Genomic DNA, 17,741 nt, shown 5'->3' on the forward strand with positions numbered 1-17,741 from the left:
AGGAGGCATGGCGGCTCACGACGTGGTGGTACGCGGCGGCAGCGTGGTCGACGGGAACGGGGGTCCGCCGGTCACCGCGGACGTCGCTCTCGACGGCGACCGGATCGTCGAGGTCGGGCGGGTGTCCGGGACCGGACGGCGGGAGATCGACGCCGCCGGCGCGGTCGTCGCGCCCGGGTTCGTCGACATCCACACGCACTACGACGGGCAGGCGACCTGGGAGTCGCGGCTGCAGCCGTCGTCGTGGCACGGGGTGACGACGGTGGTGGCCGGCAACTGCGGTGTCGGCTTCGCCCCGGCCCGCCCGGAGCACCACGACCGCCTGATCGAGCTGATGGAGGGCGTGGAGGACATCCCCGGCGTCGCGCTGCACGAGGGCCTGGCCTGGAACTGGGAGTCGTTCGACGAGTTCCTGTCGGCTCTCGAGGCGCTCCCGCACGACGTCGACCTCGCCACCCAGGTGCCGCACGCCGCGCTACGGGTGCACACGATGGGCGAGCGCGCCGCGGCGCACGAGCCGGCGACGCCCGACGAGATCGCCGCGATGGCGTCGCTGGCCCGCCGGGGGATCGAGGCCGGGGCGCTCGGCTTCTCCACGTCCCGGACGCTGAACCACCGCAGCATCGACGGCGAGCTCACGCCCTCCTACGACGCGGGCGCGGACGAGCTCGTGGCGATCGCGTCGGCCGTGGGGGAGACCGGACGCGGGGTGCTGCAACTGGTGTCCGACTTCCCGGACCCGGAGGCGGAGTTCGCGCTGCTCCGGCGGATGGCCGGGGCGTCAGGACGGCCGCTGTCGTTCTCGTTGCTGCAGTTCCCGGAGGACCACTCGAAGCACAAGCTGCTGCTGTCGCTGATGGAGTCGGCCGCCGCGGACGGGCTGACCATCCGCGGGCAGGTCGCGGCCCGGCCGGTCGGCATGCTGATGGGGCTGGCGAACACGCTGAACCCGTTCATGACCAACCCGGTGTGGCGCGGGCACTGCGACGGGCTCGCCCCGTCCGAGCAGGCGGCCCGGATGCGTGACCCGCAGGTGCGCGAGGAGGTCCTGGCCGCACAGACCAGGGAGAAGGACCGCAGCCGCCTCGGCGGTCACATGATCCACAAGTACCACCTGATGTACGAGCTCGGCGACCCGCCGGACTACGAGCCGCCGCCCTCGTCGGCGCTGACCGAGCGGGCGGCCCGGGCGGGGGTGGAGCCTGCGGAGATCGCCTACGACGTCGTCGCGGCCGGCGGGATGCTCTACGTCACGTTCGCGAACTACGCGCACGGCAACCTCGACGACGTGCACGAGATGCTCGTCCACCCGCTGACCGTGCCAGGACTGTCCGACGGCGGCGCGCACGTCGGGACGATCTGCGACGGCTCGTTCCCGACGACCCTGGTCCAGCACTGGTGCCGCGACCGTGACGGTGCCCGCCTCGACCTGCCGTTCGTGGTCCAGCGCCAGGCCCGCGACACGGCCCGCGCCGTCGGGCTCCTGGACCGGGGCGTGCTCGCGCCGGGCTACCGTGCCGACCTCACCGTGATCGACCTGGACGCGATGCGCCTCCACGCCCCCGAGATGCACCAGGACCTCCCGGCCGGTGGCCGGCGCCTGCAACAGCGCGTCACCGGATACCGGCACACCCTCGTCGCAGGGCAGGAGACGTACGTCGACGGCGAGCCCACCGACGCCCTGCCCGGCCGCCTCCTTCGCGGCCCCCGCCGGGCCCCGGCCTGACCGCCGCGGATCACCGGGAACGGCCGTCGGGGCGACAGAACGAGCGCACCCGGTCCGCTCTCGCTGATCATTCCCGGCCCGCCCGGCCATGATCGGCGGAACTGGACACTGCGCGCCACCGGTGGCGCGTTCCGACCACTTCCGCTGATCATGATCGGGGCCGGGCGGGTTGCTCGTGCGCCGTCTCCTGCTCGCTCGCGGCGCGGCCCCCGGACCATGATCGGCTGAAATGGAAGCAGCGCGCCATTGGTGGCGCGTTCCTGCCAGTTCCGCCGATCAAGGTGAGCCGCGCCTGGTCATGATCGGCGGGACTGGATGCTGCGCGCCACTGGGGGCGCGTTCCGACCACTTCTGCTGATCATGTTCGGGGGCCGGGCGGGTTGCTCGTGGGCCGTCTCCTGGTCGCTCGCGGCGCGGCCCCCGGACCATGATCGGCGGAGGTGGAAGCAGCGCGCCACTGGTGGCGCGTTCCGGCCGGTTCCGCCGATCAAGGTGAGTCGCGCCTGGTCATGATCGGCGGGACTGGATGCTGCGCGCCACTGGGGGCGCGTTCCGACCACTTCTGCTGATCATGTTCGGGGGCCGGGCGGGTTGCTCGTGGGCCGTCTCTGCTCGGTCGCGGCGCGGCCCTCGGACCATGATCGGCAGAAGTGGAAGCAGTGCGCCACTGGTGGCGTGTTCCTGCCAGTTCTGCCGATCAAGGTGAGTCGCGCCTGGTCATGATCGGCGGGACTGGATGCTGCGCGCCACTGGTGGCGCGTCGCGACCACTTCCGCTGATCATGCACGGGAGGCTCCGTGCGGGAGCAGCCCTATCGGCGGACCGGCGGCCTGGCGGACCGGCAGCTCGGCGGACCGGCGGACCGGCGGACCGGCCGCTCGCGGGAACCAGCCCGGCCTCTACTGTGATCGGCGGAAGTGGCTGCAGCGCGCCGCCAGTGGCACGTTCCGGCCGGTTCCGCCGATCATGTGCCGGCCGGTGTGCTCATGATCGGCAGAAGTGGAAGCAGCGCGCCACCGGTGGTGCGTTCCGGCCACTCCTGCCGATCATGACCGGCGCGGATGCCTGCCGCGGGGCCATGATCGGCGAGTCGGTCCGGATCGGAGCCGACCACCGCCCTGATCCGGACGGATCTGCTGATCATCGAGCGGGTGTGGACACAAGGCCGGACCAGCGGGTCAGGCTGCGGTGGAGCGCGTCGAGTTCGGTGTCGTCCGGCTCGTTGTGGTCCGACGCCCAGGCGACGTAGCCGTCGGGCCGGACCAGGAGTGCCGTCGGGCCGTCGCCGGACAGTTTGCCGCGCAACACCTCCGGGCTGTCTGGCACCGACGCCGCCAGCGTGGCGAGGCGCCCGTCGGCCGTCGGGTCGACGAGCACCCATTTCCCCGAGCGAGCGGATTCGGCGAGGCGGATCGTCCCGGCGGACCCGGCGGACCCGGCGGACCCGGCGGACCCGGCGGACCCGGCGGACCCGGCGGACCCGGCGGACCCGGCGGGCCCGGCGGGCCCGGCGGGCCCGGCGGGCCCGGCGGACTTGGCGGGCCCGGCGGACTTGGCGGGCCCGGCGGACTTGGCGGGCTCGACGGACTCGGCGGGCTCGGCGGACTTGGCCGACTCGGCGGGCTCGGCGGGCTCGGCGGGCTCGGCGGGCTCGGCCGACTCGGCGGGCTCGGCGGACTTGGCCGACTCGGCGGGCTCGGTAGAGCCGGCGGCCTCGGCGAGGCGGATCGGCCCGGCGGACTCGGCGGACCCCGTAGAGCTGGCGGCCTCGGCAAGGCGGGCTGTGCCGGTGCCCGTGAGCGTGGCGGTGGACGCGGTGTGGATCGTCCGGTCGGCGGCGAAGTAGCCGGCGGTCGGGTGCGCGTCGTCCTCGACGGGATAGCGGACGTCGGTCCCGGCGACGACCGCGGCCAGACGCGCGACGGCCGCGGCGTCGGTGAGGATCTCACCGAGAAGCGAGCGCAGACCGTCGACGTCCGCGCCGGGAGCGAGCAGGGCGGCCTGGGCCTGGGCCGCCGTCAGGACCCGGTGCGCGGCGGCATGACGTTCCGACGAGTAGGTGTCCAGCAGCGCGTCGGACGCCGTGCCGCGCAGCACGGAGGCGAGCTTCCAGCCCAGGTTCACCGCGTCCTGCAGGCCCAGGTTCAGTCCCGGCCCGCCGCCCGCGGCGTAGACGTGCGCGGCGTCGCCGGCCAGGAACAGCCGCCCGTCGCGGAACCGCTCGGCGACCCGGATCTGACCACCGTCGAGGCGGCGCAGCAGGTGCGGCCCGTCCCCGTCGGGCGGGTCGAGCGGCAGATCGGTGCCGACGACGCGGCGCACGCTGGCCAGCATCTCGTCGTGGCTCATCGGCCCGTCCGCGGCGGGCAGGTCCCACTCCAGCGTGCTGATCATCGGGGCGCGGCCGGGGAACGGCGCCCAGGTGATGCCGCCGTGCGGTGTGCGGGTCGGCAGGAACGGGCGGACGACGTCGAGCCCGGGCACGCGCAGTCCGCCGGTCCCCGGATCGAGCAGGGAGGACGGGACCGCGACCTGCGCCGAGAACGTCGTCATCCGGTCCAGCCCGATGCCGGGGAACCCGATGCCGGACGCCTTGCGTACCACGCTGTGCGCGCCGTCGGCGCCGACGACGTAGCGGGCCCGGATCGAGACGGCGTCGCCGTCCGGACCGACGGCGTCGGCGACGACACCGTCGTCGTCCTGTGTCAGGCCGGTCAGCGAGTGTCCCCATCGGACGGTGACGCCGAGCTCGACCGCTCGGGCGGCCAGCACCGCGACGATCCGTGCCTGCGGGACGGCCAGGGTGAACACCGGGCTGTCGTCGAGCAGGCTCAGGTCCAGCGGCAGGCCGCCGAAGAAGAAGTAGGCGCGGTTCGGCTCGGGCGGGCCGGGCGCACCGGCCAGCTCCTCGTACAGGCCGCGCCGGTCGATCATCGGTACGACCTGACCGACCAGCCCGTTCGCCCGCAGCTCCGCGCCGGGCTCCTTCCGGGGCTCCAGCACCACCGGCCGGGCTCCGCCCAGCGCCAGCTCGGCGGCGAGCATCAGGCCGACCGGCCCGGCTCCCGCGATCAGCACATCGACCTGCTCGGTCATCGCTTCCCCTCTCCATCGGGCCCGGAGAAGCCCCGGGACGCCTCGTCGAGCACCTCGCGCAGCAGCGGCTCCAGCGCGACCGGCGGGTCGGCCCGGAGCCAGTGGTTCAGTGCGAACCCCACGGCCGCGACGAGCAGCGCCGCGGTCAGCGCGGGCCGCAGGTCGTGGTCCGGGTCGGAACCGGTGCGCCTCGCCAGCACCTCGGTCAGGCGCTGCTCCGCCATGGCGTTGGCGCGCAGTACCTCCGCCTCGAGTTCCGGTGCGGCGAGCACGAACCGGGTGGCTCGCTGACGGTCCGGGTCCGGCGGCGTGGCGTCGGTGCCCTCCGTCGTCCCGCCGGTGAACTGCGTCAGCACGGCGCGCGTCACGGACTCCGCGAGCGGTTCGTCGACGGGCCGTTCGTCGAGTGCGTCGGCCGCCGCGCGCATCCGGTCCAGGTGCCGCGACGCGATCGCCTCGGCCTTGCCGCGCGGGAAGTAGTTCCCGAGCGTCCGCACCGAGACGCCCGCGGCCTCGGCCACGTCCTCCATCGTCACGGCCGACCACCCGCGCTCCAGGCACAGGTGCAACGCGGCCAGGCTGAGCGCGTCGCGTGTCTGCTGCTTCTTCCGCTCCCGCAGTCCCGCCACGACGACGAGCGTACGCAGAACTCTGCCGGTTCGGCAAATATGCCGAAGCGGCAGAGAAGGTGCCTGTGCGAACGGACGGTTGCGATGATCGTCGCCCATCTTGTGCAATCGCCTCCGAGTGGCAACGACGAGGATGGGGGAGCGGTGGCGACGAGCTACGACTTCGACGCGGCGGAATGGTTGAGGCGCTGGGACGTCCAGCAGGAGGGCTACGTCCCGGACCGGGAGGCGATGTTCGACCTGATGTTCGACGTCGTCGACGGCCTCGGCGCCGCACCCGGTCGCCTGCTGGACCTGGCGTGCGGGCCCGGATCGCTCGCCCGCCGGGCGCTCGCCCGCTTTCCCGGCGCCCAGGTCACCGGCGTGGACTTCGACCCGGTCATGCTCGAGCTCGCGCGCCGCACCACCGGCGACGCCGCGTCCTGGGTGGACGCCGACCTGTCCGGTCCGGAATGGACCGACGTGGTGGGCGACCGGTACGACGCAGCCGTCTCGGCCACCGCGCTGCACTGGCTCGCGGCCGACGACCTGCCCGGGTTCGCGGAGGCGCTGGCGTCGGTGCTGCGGCCGGGCGGAGTGTTCGTCGACTTCGACACGCTGAAGGCCGACCCGGAACCGGCCCGCCTGGCCGCGATGACGGCCGAGCTACGGATCGCGCGGACCGAGGCGCGCACCGGCTCGTCGGACTTCGAGGACTTCCAGGCGTGGTGGGCGGCCGTCGTGCGGGAGCCGGCGCTCGCCGACGTCGTCGCGGACCGGGAGCGCCGCTTCGCCGGCCGGGAGCGCAGCGGCGGCAGCACGATCGGCCAGTGGGAGGCCGCCCTGCGCGGAGCAGGGTTCGCCGAGGTCGGCACCGTCACCCAGCTCCTGGACCGCCGGATGCTCGCGGCGATCCGGTGACGCGACCGCTCGGCCGCCGGTCCGTACTGGCCGGAGCACTCGGTGTCGCGGCGCTCCCGCTCGTGACGGCCTGCGGCGGCGGCACCACCGGCGGCGGCGAGCCGTTGCGCGTCGCGATCGCCGGGCGCGGGGCGAAGGAGAACCTGGACCCGCACGTCGCACCGCAGTTCGTGGACCAGATCCGGGCGCGCGCCTGCTTCGACACGCTCGTCGGCTACACCCCGGAGATGACGGCCGTGCCACGGCTGGCCGAGTCGTGGGAGGTCGACGCGACCGGCACCCGCTGGCGGATCCGCCTGCGCCGCACGCGATGGCACGACGGGCGCCCGTTCACGGCCGCGGACGTCCTGTACTCGTTCCGCCGGATCGCCGACCCGGCCACGACCGCGACGGCCGCGCAGCTCTACGCCGACGTCGACGTCACGGCCAGCCGTGCGGTGTCCGACACCGACGTCGAGGTCGTGCTGGGGAACCCGAACTTCCTGTTCCCGCTGTCCTGGGGCGCGACCGGCACCGAGATCGTGCCGCAGGGGACGACGTCGTTCGCGAACCCGGTCGGCACCGGACCGTTCCGGTACGTCTCGTTCTCGCCGGACGCGCCCGCGCGCTACCGCTCCTACGACGGCTACTGGGGTGGCCCGCCGCCGTCGCCGGAGCTCGAGATCGTGCCGATCGCCGACGAGCAGGCCCGGCTCGGCGCGCTGCTCTCCGGCCAGGTCGCCTGCGTGTACGGGCTGGAGCCGGCCAGTGGCAGGCGGATCTCCGACGACGGCCGCGTGCGCCTGCTGGCCGCCGCGGACTCGAACCACCAGTACCTGTGCCTCAAGGTCGACCGGCCGCCGTTCTCCGACCCCCGGCTGCGCGACGCGGTCCGGTACGGGATCGACCGGGACGCGCTCGTCCGGGTCGTGCTTCTCGGTCGCGGCCGGGTCGGCAACGACCTGCGCGGCCGCGGCGCGCAGTACTACGACGCCGGTATCCCGCAGGTCGTCCGCGACGTGGACCGGGCACGGTCGCTCGTCGACGCGGCCGGTGCGCGGGGTCGCGAGGTCGAGCTGCTGGTGTCCACACTGGAGCCGACGTTCGTCCCGGCCGCCAGGCTGATCACCGAACAGCTCGCCGAGATCGGGCTGCGCGCGACGACGCGGACCGTCCCCGCATCGGACTACTACGGCGAGGTCCGCCGCACCGGTGCCGCTGCCGCGACCAGCGGTGGTCGCCTCCCGATCCCGGACTACGTGGGCCGCAAGCTCGTCACCTCCGGGACCGGCAACTTCACCGGCTGGAAGGACCCGGAGGTCGACCGCCTGTACACCCGTGCCGTGTCCACGACCGACGAGGCCGCCCGCACGCAGGCGTTCGCCGACGTCCAGCGGAGGCTGCACGAGGCGTCCGGGAACATCGTGTGGGGAGTGGGGGACGCGCTGTCGGCGATCTCGGCCGACCTCACCGGAGTCCCGGACGCGGTTCCGAACACCGCCGACTGGGGTCGCTTCGACAAGGCCGTGCTCGGCTGACCGCGACCACACCCCCGCAGCCGACGGCCCCGGTGCCCGGCCGGCCCCGACCACCACGCCCGACGTTCGGGAAGAAGGGCGCCTCACCCTCCGGACATCGCGGGGCCGGTGGAGACGACCCGGCCGCCGTCGAGCACGGTGACCTCGTCGGCGACCGAGGCGACGAGCGGCAGATCGTGGCTGACCAGCACGACCGTCGTACCGCGCTCGGCGCGCAGCGCGTCCAGGACGGCGAGCAGCTCGTCGCGGTGCGCCGCGTCGAGTGCCGACGTGATCTCGTCCCCGACGAGCACGGCCGGATCCGCGAGCAACGCCCGCGCGAGCGCCGCCCGTTGCAGCTGACCGCCGGAGAGCCCGGACGGCCGCCGCGCCGCCGTCGCCGCGTCGACACCGAGACGATCGAGGCGCGCGGTCGCCTCGTCCCGAGCGGACGCGGGAGCGACGCCGCGCAACAGCTCGGCGGGCCGGGCCACCTGGTCGAGCACCGGCTTGCGGCGCAGGAACGACGACCGGGCGTCCTGGTGCACGTACTGCACCAGCCTCCGCTGCGCGAGCGACCGTGCATCCGCCGTCGGCAGCACCTCGCCGTCGACGCTCACCGTCCCCGTCTCCGGCCGGACCAGCCCGGCCAGGCAGCGGGCCAGGGTGGTCTTCCCCGCTCCCGAGTGCCCGACGACCGCGTGCACGGTCCCCGGTCCGGCGGCCAGCGACACGTCGTCGAGGATCACCGCACCGCCCGGGGCCGCGACCCGCAACCCGATGACGGACAACCGGTCCGGCTCGCCGGCGGGCCGGTCCGGAACGCGGGACGGTACGGCGGCCGCGTCCAGCACGGACGGTCCGCGGGCCACGACCCGCCCGGCCCGCAGGAGCACCGCGTCGTCGGCGAGCGCGCGGGCGACGGCGACGTCGTGGGTGAGCAGCACGATCGCCGTCCCGGTCCGGGCGAGCCCGGCCAGGTTCGCGACGACCTCGTCCGTCGTCGCCGGGTCGAGACCCGTCGTCGGCTCGTCGAGCACGAGCACGTCCGGCCCGACGACCAGTGCCATCGCCAACGCCGCCCGCTGCTGCTGCCCACCGGAGAGCTGGTGCGGGAACCGATGCGCCACAGCGCGTTCCAGACCGGCGAGATCCAGCGCGCGATCAACAGCGGCTCGGCCGGGGGCGAGCTCGCCGAGCACGCGGTCGACCCGACGCACCGGATCCAGCACGGCGCCCGGGTGCTGGGGGAGCAGAGCGACCCGGCCGGCGCGGACCTCGCCGCGCACGACCACGCCGGGTGCGGCGGCGCCCAGCAGCGCCGTCCCGAGCGTGCTCTTCCCGGAGCCGGACTCGCCGAGCACGGCCAGCACCCGGCCGGCGTCGAGATCCAGGTCGACGCCGTCGAGCAGGACGGCGGCACCGGCCGTCGCGCCCAGACCCCGGACCTTCACGCCGCGACCTCGCCCGGGTCCAGCAGCTGGTCGACCAGCAGGTTGATCCCGGCGCACAGCGCGACGAGCAGCCCGGCGGGCACGAGCAGCGCGGCAGGCGCCAGGTACAGCGACGACGTGTTCTGCTCGATCACCACCGCCCAGTCCGCCGTGTCCGGGTCCAGGCCGACGCCGAGGAAGTTCGCGCTCGCCAGCATCGCGAGCACGAGCACCGCCCTGGTGCCCGCGTCCACCGCGACCGGGCCGAGCGCCGCCCGTCCGGACTCCAGCAGGTGCACGCGCCACCACGGTTCGCCGGACAGCGTCATCGCCTCCAACGCGGGCCGCTGCGTCGGCGCGGCCGCGGCGCTGCGCACGAGCCGCACGACCGACGGCAGCTGGACGAGCGCGACGGCCAGCACCAGCCAGACCACGCCGCGCCGCCCGGTCGCCGCGAGCACGAGCAGCAGCAGGAGCGACGGCAGGACCAGCAGCACGTCGAGCACCCGCAGCACGAACCCGTCGAGGCGACGGCGCCCGGTCGCCGCGAGCAGCAGCCCGATCGGCGTCCCGACGAGATAGGCGCACGCCAGCGCGCCCACGGTGAGTGCGACGACCGTCGTGCCGCCGGTGAGCGCCAGCCCGGCGACGTCACGGCCGAGCGCGTCCGTGCCGAGCACGAACCCGTCGCCGGGCGGGAGCAGCGCGTCCGTCCCCGTCGGGGCGACGAGGCCGAGCGGTCCGACGAGCAGTGGGCCGGCGAGCGCCGCCAGCAGTGGGACCGCCGTGAGGACCACACCGAGCACGACGGCCGTGCGGGACCGGGCGCTCACGCGAGCACCGCTCGTTGCGGTGTCAGACGTGCGGACACGAGGTCGGCGACGAGGTTCACGCCGATCGTCGTGGCCGCGTACAGCAGCGCGTAGCCCTGCACGACAGGCAGATCCCGGGCGCCCACCGCCTCCACGAACCCGGACCCGACGCCGGGCAGCGCGAACAGCGCCTCGACGACGACCACGCCACCGAGCAGCGAGTCCACGATCCGGGCGAGCTGCTGGATCGACGGCAGCGCGGCACCGGGCAGCACGTGACGCAGCAGCACGGTGCGCTCCGGCAGGCCGAGCCGTCGCAGGTGGACGACGTGCTCTGCGGTGTCGGTCGCGACCACCCCGACCCGGATCTGCCGGGCCAGCCGGCCGAGCTGGTTCGCGACGAGCACGACGACCGGCAGCACGAGCACCGCGGGTCCGAGGAACGCGCCACCCGCCGCCGTCGCGGGCAGCCAGGCGAGCTGCAGCGCGAACACGCCGACCAGCACGAGCCCGAGCGCGAACTCCGGCACCGCCTGCAGGCCGACCAGCAGCCCGGTCAGCCCTCGGTCCACCGTGGAACCCGGACGCCTGCCGGCGACGGTCCCCGCGGCGAGCGCGAGCGGCACCAGCACGGCCAGCGACACGACGGTCAGCAGCGCCGTCACGCCCAGCCGGTCACCCACCTCGTCGACGACGGGACGTCCGGTCACCAGCGACGTGCCGAGGTCGCCCTGCACGAGGCCGCCGAGCCAGGACACGAAGCGCTCGGTCAGGGGCCGGTCCAGGCCGAGCTGGGCCCGCAGCGTCGCGATCTGCTCGGCGGTGGCGTCCCGGCCGAGCACGATCTCCGCCGCGTCTCCCGGCAGCGACGAGGTCAGCAGGAACACGATCACGGACACGGCCGCGAACTGGGCGAGTGCGACGGCCAGGCGGGCGACGGTCGGGCCGGCCGCGTGGCGGATCACGACTCCGCCTCCGTGGTGCGACGAGCGGAGCTCCCGTGCTGCGGACCCGGGCGAGCGGGGTGTTCGTCCAGCGCGCCGCGGCGCTCCAGCGTCGCGACGACCGCCGCCCCGGCGAGCCCGACGGCGACCAGGACGGCGAACGGCACCCAGGGGACACCGGCCGAGCCGGACCAGCCGAGCAGCGCCCCGGTGGCCGGGTTCGTGCCGGCGACGGCGGCGGCCGAGACCAGGTAGTACAGCCCGTAGTACGTCCCGGCCAGCCGCTCGCTGCCGACGACCGGCAGCAGCGCCATGTAGAACGGGTCGACGACGGCCATCCCGACCGTGAACAGCGCCGTCCCGACGAGTACGGGGACGACGGCGAGCGCTGCGCCGGGCGTCCAGTCGCCCGCGGGTGCGGTCGGGGACAGCGGTGCGGCGAGTGCGAGCGGTACGAACCCGGCACCCATCACGACGAGCCCGGCGGCCATCGACCGTCCGGCGCTCCAGCGGGCCCGGCACCAGGCGACGATCCGGACCTGGAACAGCAGGCCGATCACCGTGGACAGCACGAACACCGCGGCCACCGCGCCCTCGACGCCGGTCACCCGTCGCGCCTCGATCGGGAGCGCCAGGTAGAGCTGGTTGTAGAGCACGAAGTACGTCGCGCCGCCCGCGGCGAACACCAGGAAACGGCGGTTCGCCAGCGCCTCGCCCCAGCTGCCCAGCACGCCACGCTCCGGGGGTGCGACCGGGCGGGCCGGCAGCGCGAACAGCTGGGCGAGCGTGAGCGCGGCGAACACGGCGCAGGCGACGAGCGCGGTCAGCCGGAAGTCCACGGCCAGCAGCGCAGCGCCGAGCAGCGGCCCGACGAGCATGCCGGCGTTCGCGAACACGTTGAACACGGCGAACACCTCGGCCCGCCGCGGACCGGCCTCGTGCGTGAGGTAGGTCCGGACGGCGGGGTTGAACGCCGCTCCGGCCAGTCCGGTGAGGACGGCCGCAGCGACGATCCCCGGCAGCGACTGCACGAGCCCGAGCAGCCCGAACGCGACGACCCGCAGCGCGCAGCCCGCGATGATCATCGGCCGGGGGCCGATCCGGTCCGCGGCCGAGCCGCCGACCAGGAACAGTCCCTGCTGGGACAGGTTGCGCAGGGCCAGGACCAGCCCGATCGTCGCCGCCGCGTAGCCGAGGCTCCCGAGGTACACGGCCAGGAACGGGAGCACCAGGTAGAAGCCGGCGTTGATCCCGAACTGGTTGACGACCAACAGGCGCGCCGGGACGGACAGCGCACGGAACGACCCCAGCATCGAGGTCATGTCATCACGATCGGGTAGTTGCGATCAACTGGCGAAAGCGTCAGCCCAGCCGTGCCGTGTCGAACCGCGCCCACGCCGCCGTGTTCGGCCGTGCCGCATCGATCCCGGACAGCTCGGCCGCGACGCCGACGTCCCAGTCCCGGCTCGCCCACACGAGCCCGCCGGACTCGCTCCGCAACAGCTCCTGGATACGCGTCAGCGCCGCCGTCCGGGCCGCCTCGTCCGGCGTACCGACGGCTGCGGCGTAGAGGCGGTCGATCTCCGGGCTGGTGAAGCCGGTGAACCGGTAGCTCGTCGCGGAGCTGACGATCCGGCGTCCGATGTAGTCCGGGATCGGCAGGGTGCCGGTGGACGTCTGGGAGAACACCCCGACCTTCTGGATCTGCTTGAAGTAGCCGTCCGACGGCAGCGTGCGCGGCGTGACCCTCAGCCCGATCTCGGCGAGCTGCTGGGTGATCACGGCGGTGGCCGGGTCGAACGTCGGGTCGGCACCGCTCGACTGCAGCTCGACGGCCAGGCCCTGTGCCCCGGCCTGGCGCACGAGGTCCTGCGCCCGGGCCACATCGCGGCCGACCTGCGGGATCTGCGACGGGTAGTACTGCAGGTCCCGACCGAACATGTCGTTGCCGACCTGCCCGCGCCCGAGCAGGACGATCCGTACGAGCGCCTCGCGGTCCAGGCCGAGACGGACGGCCTCGCGCAGGCGCGGGTCGGTGAACGGCGGCCGGTCGACGCGCAGCGCGAGCGACTGGGTCGCTGCCGAGGGCGCGGACAGGACCCGGGTGCGGCTGTCGCGTTCCAGCCGGACCGCGCTGGGGGCGCGCAGGTCGTGCGCGTAGGCGACCTGACCGGACAGCAGCGCGCCGAGGCGGGCCTCCTCGTCCTGGATCGGCACGAACTCCAGCTCCGGCGACGGCGGCTTCCCGCCCCAGTACGCGTCGTTGGCGGCGTAGCGGGCCGGACCGCCCGGTGTGAACGACACGAACCGGAACGGGCCGGTACCGATCGGGTTCGCGAACGACGTCGTCCCCTGTGGAACGATCTCGGCTCCCGGCGCGCCCCAGGACAACGGGAACAGGAAGTTCGGGGCACCGAGCACGATCTCGAGCTCGGTGCCGGACACGGCACGGCTCGCGGCGAAGTCGACACCGCGGAACAGGGCGGCCGCGATGCCGGTCGTCGCCGGGTCCGCGATCCGGCGGAAGCTGTAGAGCACGTCCGCGGCCGTGAGCGGGCGACCGTCGTGGAACGCCGTGCGGCGCAGACGGATCCGCCACCGCTTGCCGGTCGCGTCCGGCTCCCACGACTCGGCCAGCCGCGGCTCGGCGGTCATCTGCTGCGACCACCCGGCCAGCGTGTCGAAGCAGGCCTTCGCCCGCGCCTGGTCGACGTAGAGCGGCAGGACGTGCGGGTCGAGCGTCTCCTTCGCGCCGCCGGAGGCGAACGCGACGCGCAGGGCCTCGCCGCCACCACCAGCGGGTCCGGCGCAGGCGGCGAGCGGCAGGGCAGCCGCCCCGAGCAGGAACGTACGGCGTGACAGGGGGAGCGACACCTGACGAACCTATCAGGTGTTCAGATCTCAGTCCGGGGACTCGGCGACCCCGCGCAGGCGCTCCAGACCCTTCTCGAAGTCCGGGCCGATCATCGAGTCCATGCTGGTGAACAGGCCCATCACCTTCGTCATGACGGTCGACGGGCCGGTCATCCGCCAGGTGACCTTCGTCCCCGGGCCGTCGGGCTCCAGCAGGAACACGGTCTCGCTGGAGGACCTGAACGGCTTCTCGAACCGCAGGTCGATCGTGACGTGCGTCGGCTCCTGGGCACCGGTGATCTCCATCCGGCCCCGGCCCGCCTTGCGGTTGCCGGACCATGAGTAGACGGCGCCGGGGCCGGACTCGGCTCCCGAGTACTCGCGCGTCATGTCCGGGTCCATGCCCTCCCACGGCGACCAGTCGATCCAGCGGCGGAAGTCGGCGATGTGCGGGTAGACCTCCGGCGCCGGTGCCTGGATCGTCAGGGTGCGCTCGACGGTGTACGTGGACGGAGCCATGGTCGTCTCCTCGGGGCGTCGGGATCTCGCCGCAGGGACTAGGAGCGCTCGGCCACCGCGTTACCGAGGAACGTCCTGACGAGACCGGCGAACTCGTCGGCGCGTTCGATCTGCGGCATGTGTCCGGTCCCGCCGAACACGTGCGAGCGGGCGTGCGGGATCGCCGCGAGTGCCGTGCGCAGGTGCTTCGCCGGCAGGATCACGTCCCGCTCGCCCCAGACGATCAACGTCGGACGCGGGTGGCGGGTGACCTCGCGCAGCAGTGCCCAGCGCCACCCGGGGCGTACCCCGCGGACCGTGCCCAGCTCCGTCGCGATCTCGGCGAACACGGCGGCGTGGTCCGCGTGCCTGGCCACCTCGAGGCCGTGCTCGACCCGCTCGTCGGTGACGAACGCGTCGTCGACGAACAGGGCTCGCTCGGTACGACGGGCGGCGGCGCGGTCGATCGAGCGGAGCAGGTACGCGCCGAGGAACGGCACGCCGAGGATCCGCAGCGCGGGTGTCACCTCGGAGCCGAAACCGGCCGGGTCGACCAGCGTGAGCGAGACGACCCGCTCCGGTCCCCGGGTGAGCAGCGTCAGCGCGACCGCCCCGCCGAGCGAGTTGCCCATCACGTGCAGCGGGCGGCGCTCGTCGATCGCGTCCAGCGTGCCGAGCACCCCGCCGGTCAGGGAGCGGATCGTCGCCGGGCCCGGCAGCCGGTCGGACAGGCCGAAGCCCGCGAGGTCGACGCTGATCACCCGGTAGCCGTCGGAGAGCAGGTCGTGTTGCGCGGACCAGTCCTCCAGGCTGCGCCCGATGCCGTGCAGCAGCAGGACCGGTGGCGCGTCCGGAGAACCGCTGGTGCGCACGCGTATCCGGGCGCCGGAGACGCGGACCTCGCGCAGGCCCTCGTCGACGGCGACGGTCACCGGTTCGCCGGCGACGGAGCGCTGCGACGACCGGACGCCCCGACGAGCTTCGCGAACACCTTCATGCTGTTCGCCGGGAACAGGCGGGCCAGCACGTCCGGGACCTTGGCACTGATCCCGATCAGGACCCGCCCGCGCCGTTTCTCGATGCCGTCCACGATGAGCTCGGCGGCCTTGTCCGCCGGGAACGTGAGCAGCTTCTGGAAGTCGCGCTTGCCCTTCTCGGCCTCCTCGGCGGGGATGTTCACGCCGACGCGCGCGGTCTCGGCGATCCGGGTCTTGATGCCGCCGGGGTGCACGGTCGTCACGCCGGTGCCGGACGTCTCGAGCTCGGAACGCAGCACCTCGGAGAAGCCGCGGATCGCGAACTTGCTCGACGAGTACGCCGACTGTCCGGGCGGCGCGATCAGCCCGAACAGGCTGGACACGTTCACCAGGTGCCCGCCGGGCCGCGCCGTGAGCGCGGGAAGCAGGTGGTGGGTCAGCCGGACCGGCGCCCGGAAGTTGATGTCCATGACCCACTCGAACTCGTCGAGCGTGAGCCGGGCGAAGTCGCCGCCGAGTGCGACACCGGCGTTGTTCACGAGCAGCCGGATCTCCGCGTGCGCGGAGAGGACCTGCCGGGCGGCGGCGTCGAGCGCGTCGCGGTCGGCGAGGTCGACGACGATCGTCTCCACCGTGAGCCCCGGGTGCCGGTCGCGGATCGCGGAGGCCACGGACTCCAGCCGGTCGCCGTCGCGGTCCAGGAGCACGAGGTCGCTGCCGCGCACGGCGAGCAGCTTCGCGATCTCCTCGCCCATGCCGCCCGCCGCGCCCGTGACGACGGCGGTGCCCTCGGCGAAACGGAAGGGGGACAGGCTGCTCATGACGCGAGCTCCTTGTTCTTGAGGGCGGACTTCGGGATGAGCGCCATGTCCTTCTCGACGTCGGCGCGGTTCATCCGCAGCGCGTCGGAGAAGAAGTTCTGGCGCAGGCGCCACGGGTCGCGCTCGCCCTGCTTCGGGAACAGGTGCTTGGAGCGCTGCACGTAGCCCGAGGTGAGGTCGAGCAGCGGGCGGTCGCCGGTGCGCTCGGCGAACGGGGTGGCGATCGCGAAGCCCTTGTCCCGCATGTGCTTGAGGAGCTTCGGGACGTAGCGGTTGACCAGGTCGGCGCGCAGCGTCCAGGACGCGTTGACGTAGCCGATGCAGAACGCCAGGTTCGGCACGCCGGACAGCATCATGCCGCGGTAGGCGACCGTGTCGCCGATGTCGACCTGCGTGCCGTCGACGTCGATCTGCATGCCGCCCAACGGCTGCAGCGACAGGCCGGTGGCCGAGACGATGATGTCCGCCTCGAGCTCCTCTCCGGAGCGCAGGAGGATGCCCTTCTCGGTGATCCGTTCGATCTGGTCGGTGGCCACCGATGCGCGGCCGTCGCGGATCGCGCGGAAGAAGTCGCCGTCCGGGACCACGCAGAGGCGCTGGTCCCACGGCTCGTAGGTCGGCGTGAAGTGCTCGTCCACGTAGGACTCGTCCTTCAGTGCGCGCACGGCGAGGCCGCGGAGGATCTTCTTCACGCGCTCCGGGCGGCGGCGGGCCAGCTGGTAGAACGCCTGCGTCAGCGTCACGTACTGCATGCGCAGCAGCGTGTGCGCGACCGTGGGCGGGAGGAGCTTCCGCAGGCGGTCGGCCGCCGGGTCGCTCTCCGGCAGCACCGTCAGGTACGACGGGGAGCGTTGCAGCATGGTGACGTGCTCGGCGTCCTGCGCCATGGCCGGGATCAGCGTGACCGCGGTGGCACCGCTGCCGATCACGACGACCTTCTTGCCGGCGTAGACCAGGTCCTCCGGCCAGAACTGCGGGTGCACCCAGGTGCCGGCGAAGTCCTCGCGGCCGGGGAACTCCGGCTGGTAGCCGTGGTCGTAGGCGTAGTAGCCGGAGCACATGTAGAGGAAGTTCGCCGTGTAGGTCCTCGGCCCGTCCGCCGTCTCTGCCTCGACCGTCCACAGTGCCGTCTCCGACGAGAACGACGAGCGCAGGACCTTCGTCCCGAACCGGATGTGGCGGGTGATGCCGGCCTCGTCGGCGGTGTCCCGGATGTAGTTCCGGATGCTGTCCCCTGACGAGATCGACTTCTCGCCCTTCCACGGCCGGAACGGGTACGCCAGCGTGAACATGTCCGAGTCGGACCGCACGCCCGGGTACCGGAACAGGTCCCAGGTGCCGCCGATCGCCTCGCGTCGCTCCAGCAGCGCGTACGTCGCGCCGGGCATCTCCTGCTGCAGTCGCCAGGCGGCGCCGACGCCGGACAGCCCGGCTCCGACGATCAGCACGTCGAGGTGCTCGATGTCCTTCGCAGCCATCAGATGTCTCCTTCGACGATCGGTGCGTGCACGATCAGTGTCGCCGCCACCGAGCGTCGTAACTTGACCTGAGGCGAC

The 17,741-nt window shown here is 73.5% G+C and carries 14 protein-coding genes; 3 read left to right on the plus strand and 11 right to left on the minus strand.

Translation table 11 applies throughout. The features are described 5' to 3' along the window. Positions 1-7 precede the first annotated feature (7 nt). Positions 8-1,726 (plus strand): N-acyl-D-amino-acid deacylase family protein, encoded by a 1,719-nt coding sequence (locus EV378_RS33925; protein WP_132431970.1) that lies wholly within the window; start codon positions 8-10, stop codon positions 1,724-1,726. Between the two features lie 1,140 nt (positions 1,727-2,866). Here the strand turns inward: EV378_RS33925 and EV378_RS36860 are convergent. Together EV378_RS36860 and EV378_RS33935 are read right to left on the minus strand one after the other, a co-directional pair. After that, complete coding sequence (locus EV378_RS36860) at positions 2,867-4,822, minus strand: FAD-dependent monooxygenase (protein ID WP_132431972.1); 1,956 nt, start codon at positions 4,820-4,822, stop codon at positions 2,867-2,869. Continuing rightward, positions 4,819-5,451, minus strand: coding sequence for a TetR/AcrR family transcriptional regulator (locus tag EV378_RS33935; RefSeq protein ID WP_243653897.1), 633 nt, complete (start codon positions 5,449-5,451; stop codon positions 4,819-4,821). The genes EV378_RS36860 and EV378_RS33935 overlap by 4 nt, the downstream gene beginning before the upstream one ends. Before the next feature lie 144 nt (positions 5,452-5,595). Between EV378_RS33935 and EV378_RS33940 the strand changes: the two genes are divergently transcribed. Together EV378_RS33940 and EV378_RS33945 are read left to right on the plus strand one after the other, a co-directional pair. After that, positions 5,596-6,351 (plus strand): class I SAM-dependent methyltransferase, encoded by a 756-nt coding sequence (locus EV378_RS33940; protein WP_165922612.1) that lies wholly within the window; start codon positions 5,596-5,598, stop codon positions 6,349-6,351. Then, on the plus strand, positions 6,348-7,868 hold the full coding sequence (locus EV378_RS33945) for an ABC transporter substrate-binding protein (protein ID WP_165922613.1): 1,521 nt from the start codon (positions 6,348-6,350) through the stop codon (positions 7,866-7,868). The genes EV378_RS33940 and EV378_RS33945 overlap by 4 nt, the downstream gene beginning before the upstream one ends. Before the next feature lie 83 nt (positions 7,869-7,951). Here the strand turns inward: EV378_RS33945 and EV378_RS33950 are convergent, their stop codons facing one another. From EV378_RS33950 to EV378_RS33990, 9 genes are read right to left on the minus strand one after another with little or no spacing between them, the layout of a single operon-like run. Next, positions 7,952-9,301, minus strand: a complete 1,350-nt coding sequence (locus tag EV378_RS33950) for an ABC transporter ATP-binding protein (RefSeq protein ID WP_165922614.1) — start codon at positions 9,299-9,301, stop codon at positions 7,952-7,954. Beyond that, positions 9,298-10,113, minus strand: a complete 816-nt coding sequence (locus tag EV378_RS33955; protein WP_243653898.1) for an ABC transporter permease subunit — start codon at positions 10,111-10,113, stop codon at positions 9,298-9,300. The genes EV378_RS33950 and EV378_RS33955 overlap by 4 nt, the downstream gene beginning before the upstream one ends. Continuing rightward, the gene (locus EV378_RS33960) at positions 10,110-11,057 is read right to left on the minus strand and encodes an ABC transporter permease (protein WP_243653899.1); all 948 of its coding nucleotides are present in this window, start codon (positions 11,055-11,057) and stop codon (positions 10,110-10,112) included. Before EV378_RS33960 ends, EV378_RS33955 begins: the two co-directional genes overlap by 4 nt. Then, the gene (locus tag EV378_RS33965) at positions 11,054-12,358 is read right to left on the minus strand and encodes an MFS transporter (RefSeq protein ID WP_207908944.1); all 1,305 of its coding nucleotides are present in this window, start codon (positions 12,356-12,358) and stop codon (positions 11,054-11,056) included. The genes EV378_RS33960 and EV378_RS33965 overlap by 4 nt, the downstream gene beginning before the upstream one ends. Positions 12,359-12,398: 40 nt before the next feature. Continuing rightward, positions 12,399-13,910, minus strand: coding sequence for an ABC transporter substrate-binding protein (locus tag EV378_RS33970; RefSeq protein WP_132431980.1), 1,512 nt, complete (start codon positions 13,908-13,910; stop codon positions 12,399-12,401). A 27-nt stretch (positions 13,911-13,937) separates the two neighbouring features. After that, on the minus strand, positions 13,938-14,408 hold the full coding sequence (locus EV378_RS33975; protein ID WP_132431982.1) for an SRPBCC family protein: 471 nt from the start codon (positions 14,406-14,408) through the stop codon (positions 13,938-13,940). Between the two features lie 38 nt (positions 14,409-14,446). Then, positions 14,447-15,319: an alpha/beta fold hydrolase gene (locus tag EV378_RS33980; protein ID WP_243653900.1), complete on the minus strand. Its 873-nt coding sequence runs from the start codon at positions 15,317-15,319 to the stop codon at positions 14,447-14,449. Then, entirely contained in the window at positions 15,316-16,185 is an 870-nt protein-coding gene (locus EV378_RS33985; protein ID WP_132431984.1) for an SDR family NAD(P)-dependent oxidoreductase, read from the minus strand. The genes EV378_RS33980 and EV378_RS33985 overlap by 4 nt, the downstream gene beginning before the upstream one ends. After that, positions 16,182-17,663 carry a flavin-containing monooxygenase gene (locus tag EV378_RS33990; RefSeq protein ID WP_132431986.1) on the minus strand — a complete coding sequence of 494 codons (1,482 nt, stop codon included), beginning with the start codon at positions 17,661-17,663 and terminating at the stop codon, positions 16,182-16,184. Before EV378_RS33990 ends, EV378_RS33985 begins: the two co-directional genes overlap by 4 nt. Between the last annotated feature and the right edge of the window lie 78 nt (positions 17,664-17,741).

Source organism: Pseudonocardia endophytica (assembly GCF_004339565.1).
Classification (GTDB): Bacteria; Actinomycetota; Actinomycetes; order Mycobacteriales; family Pseudonocardiaceae; genus Pseudonocardia; species Pseudonocardia endophytica.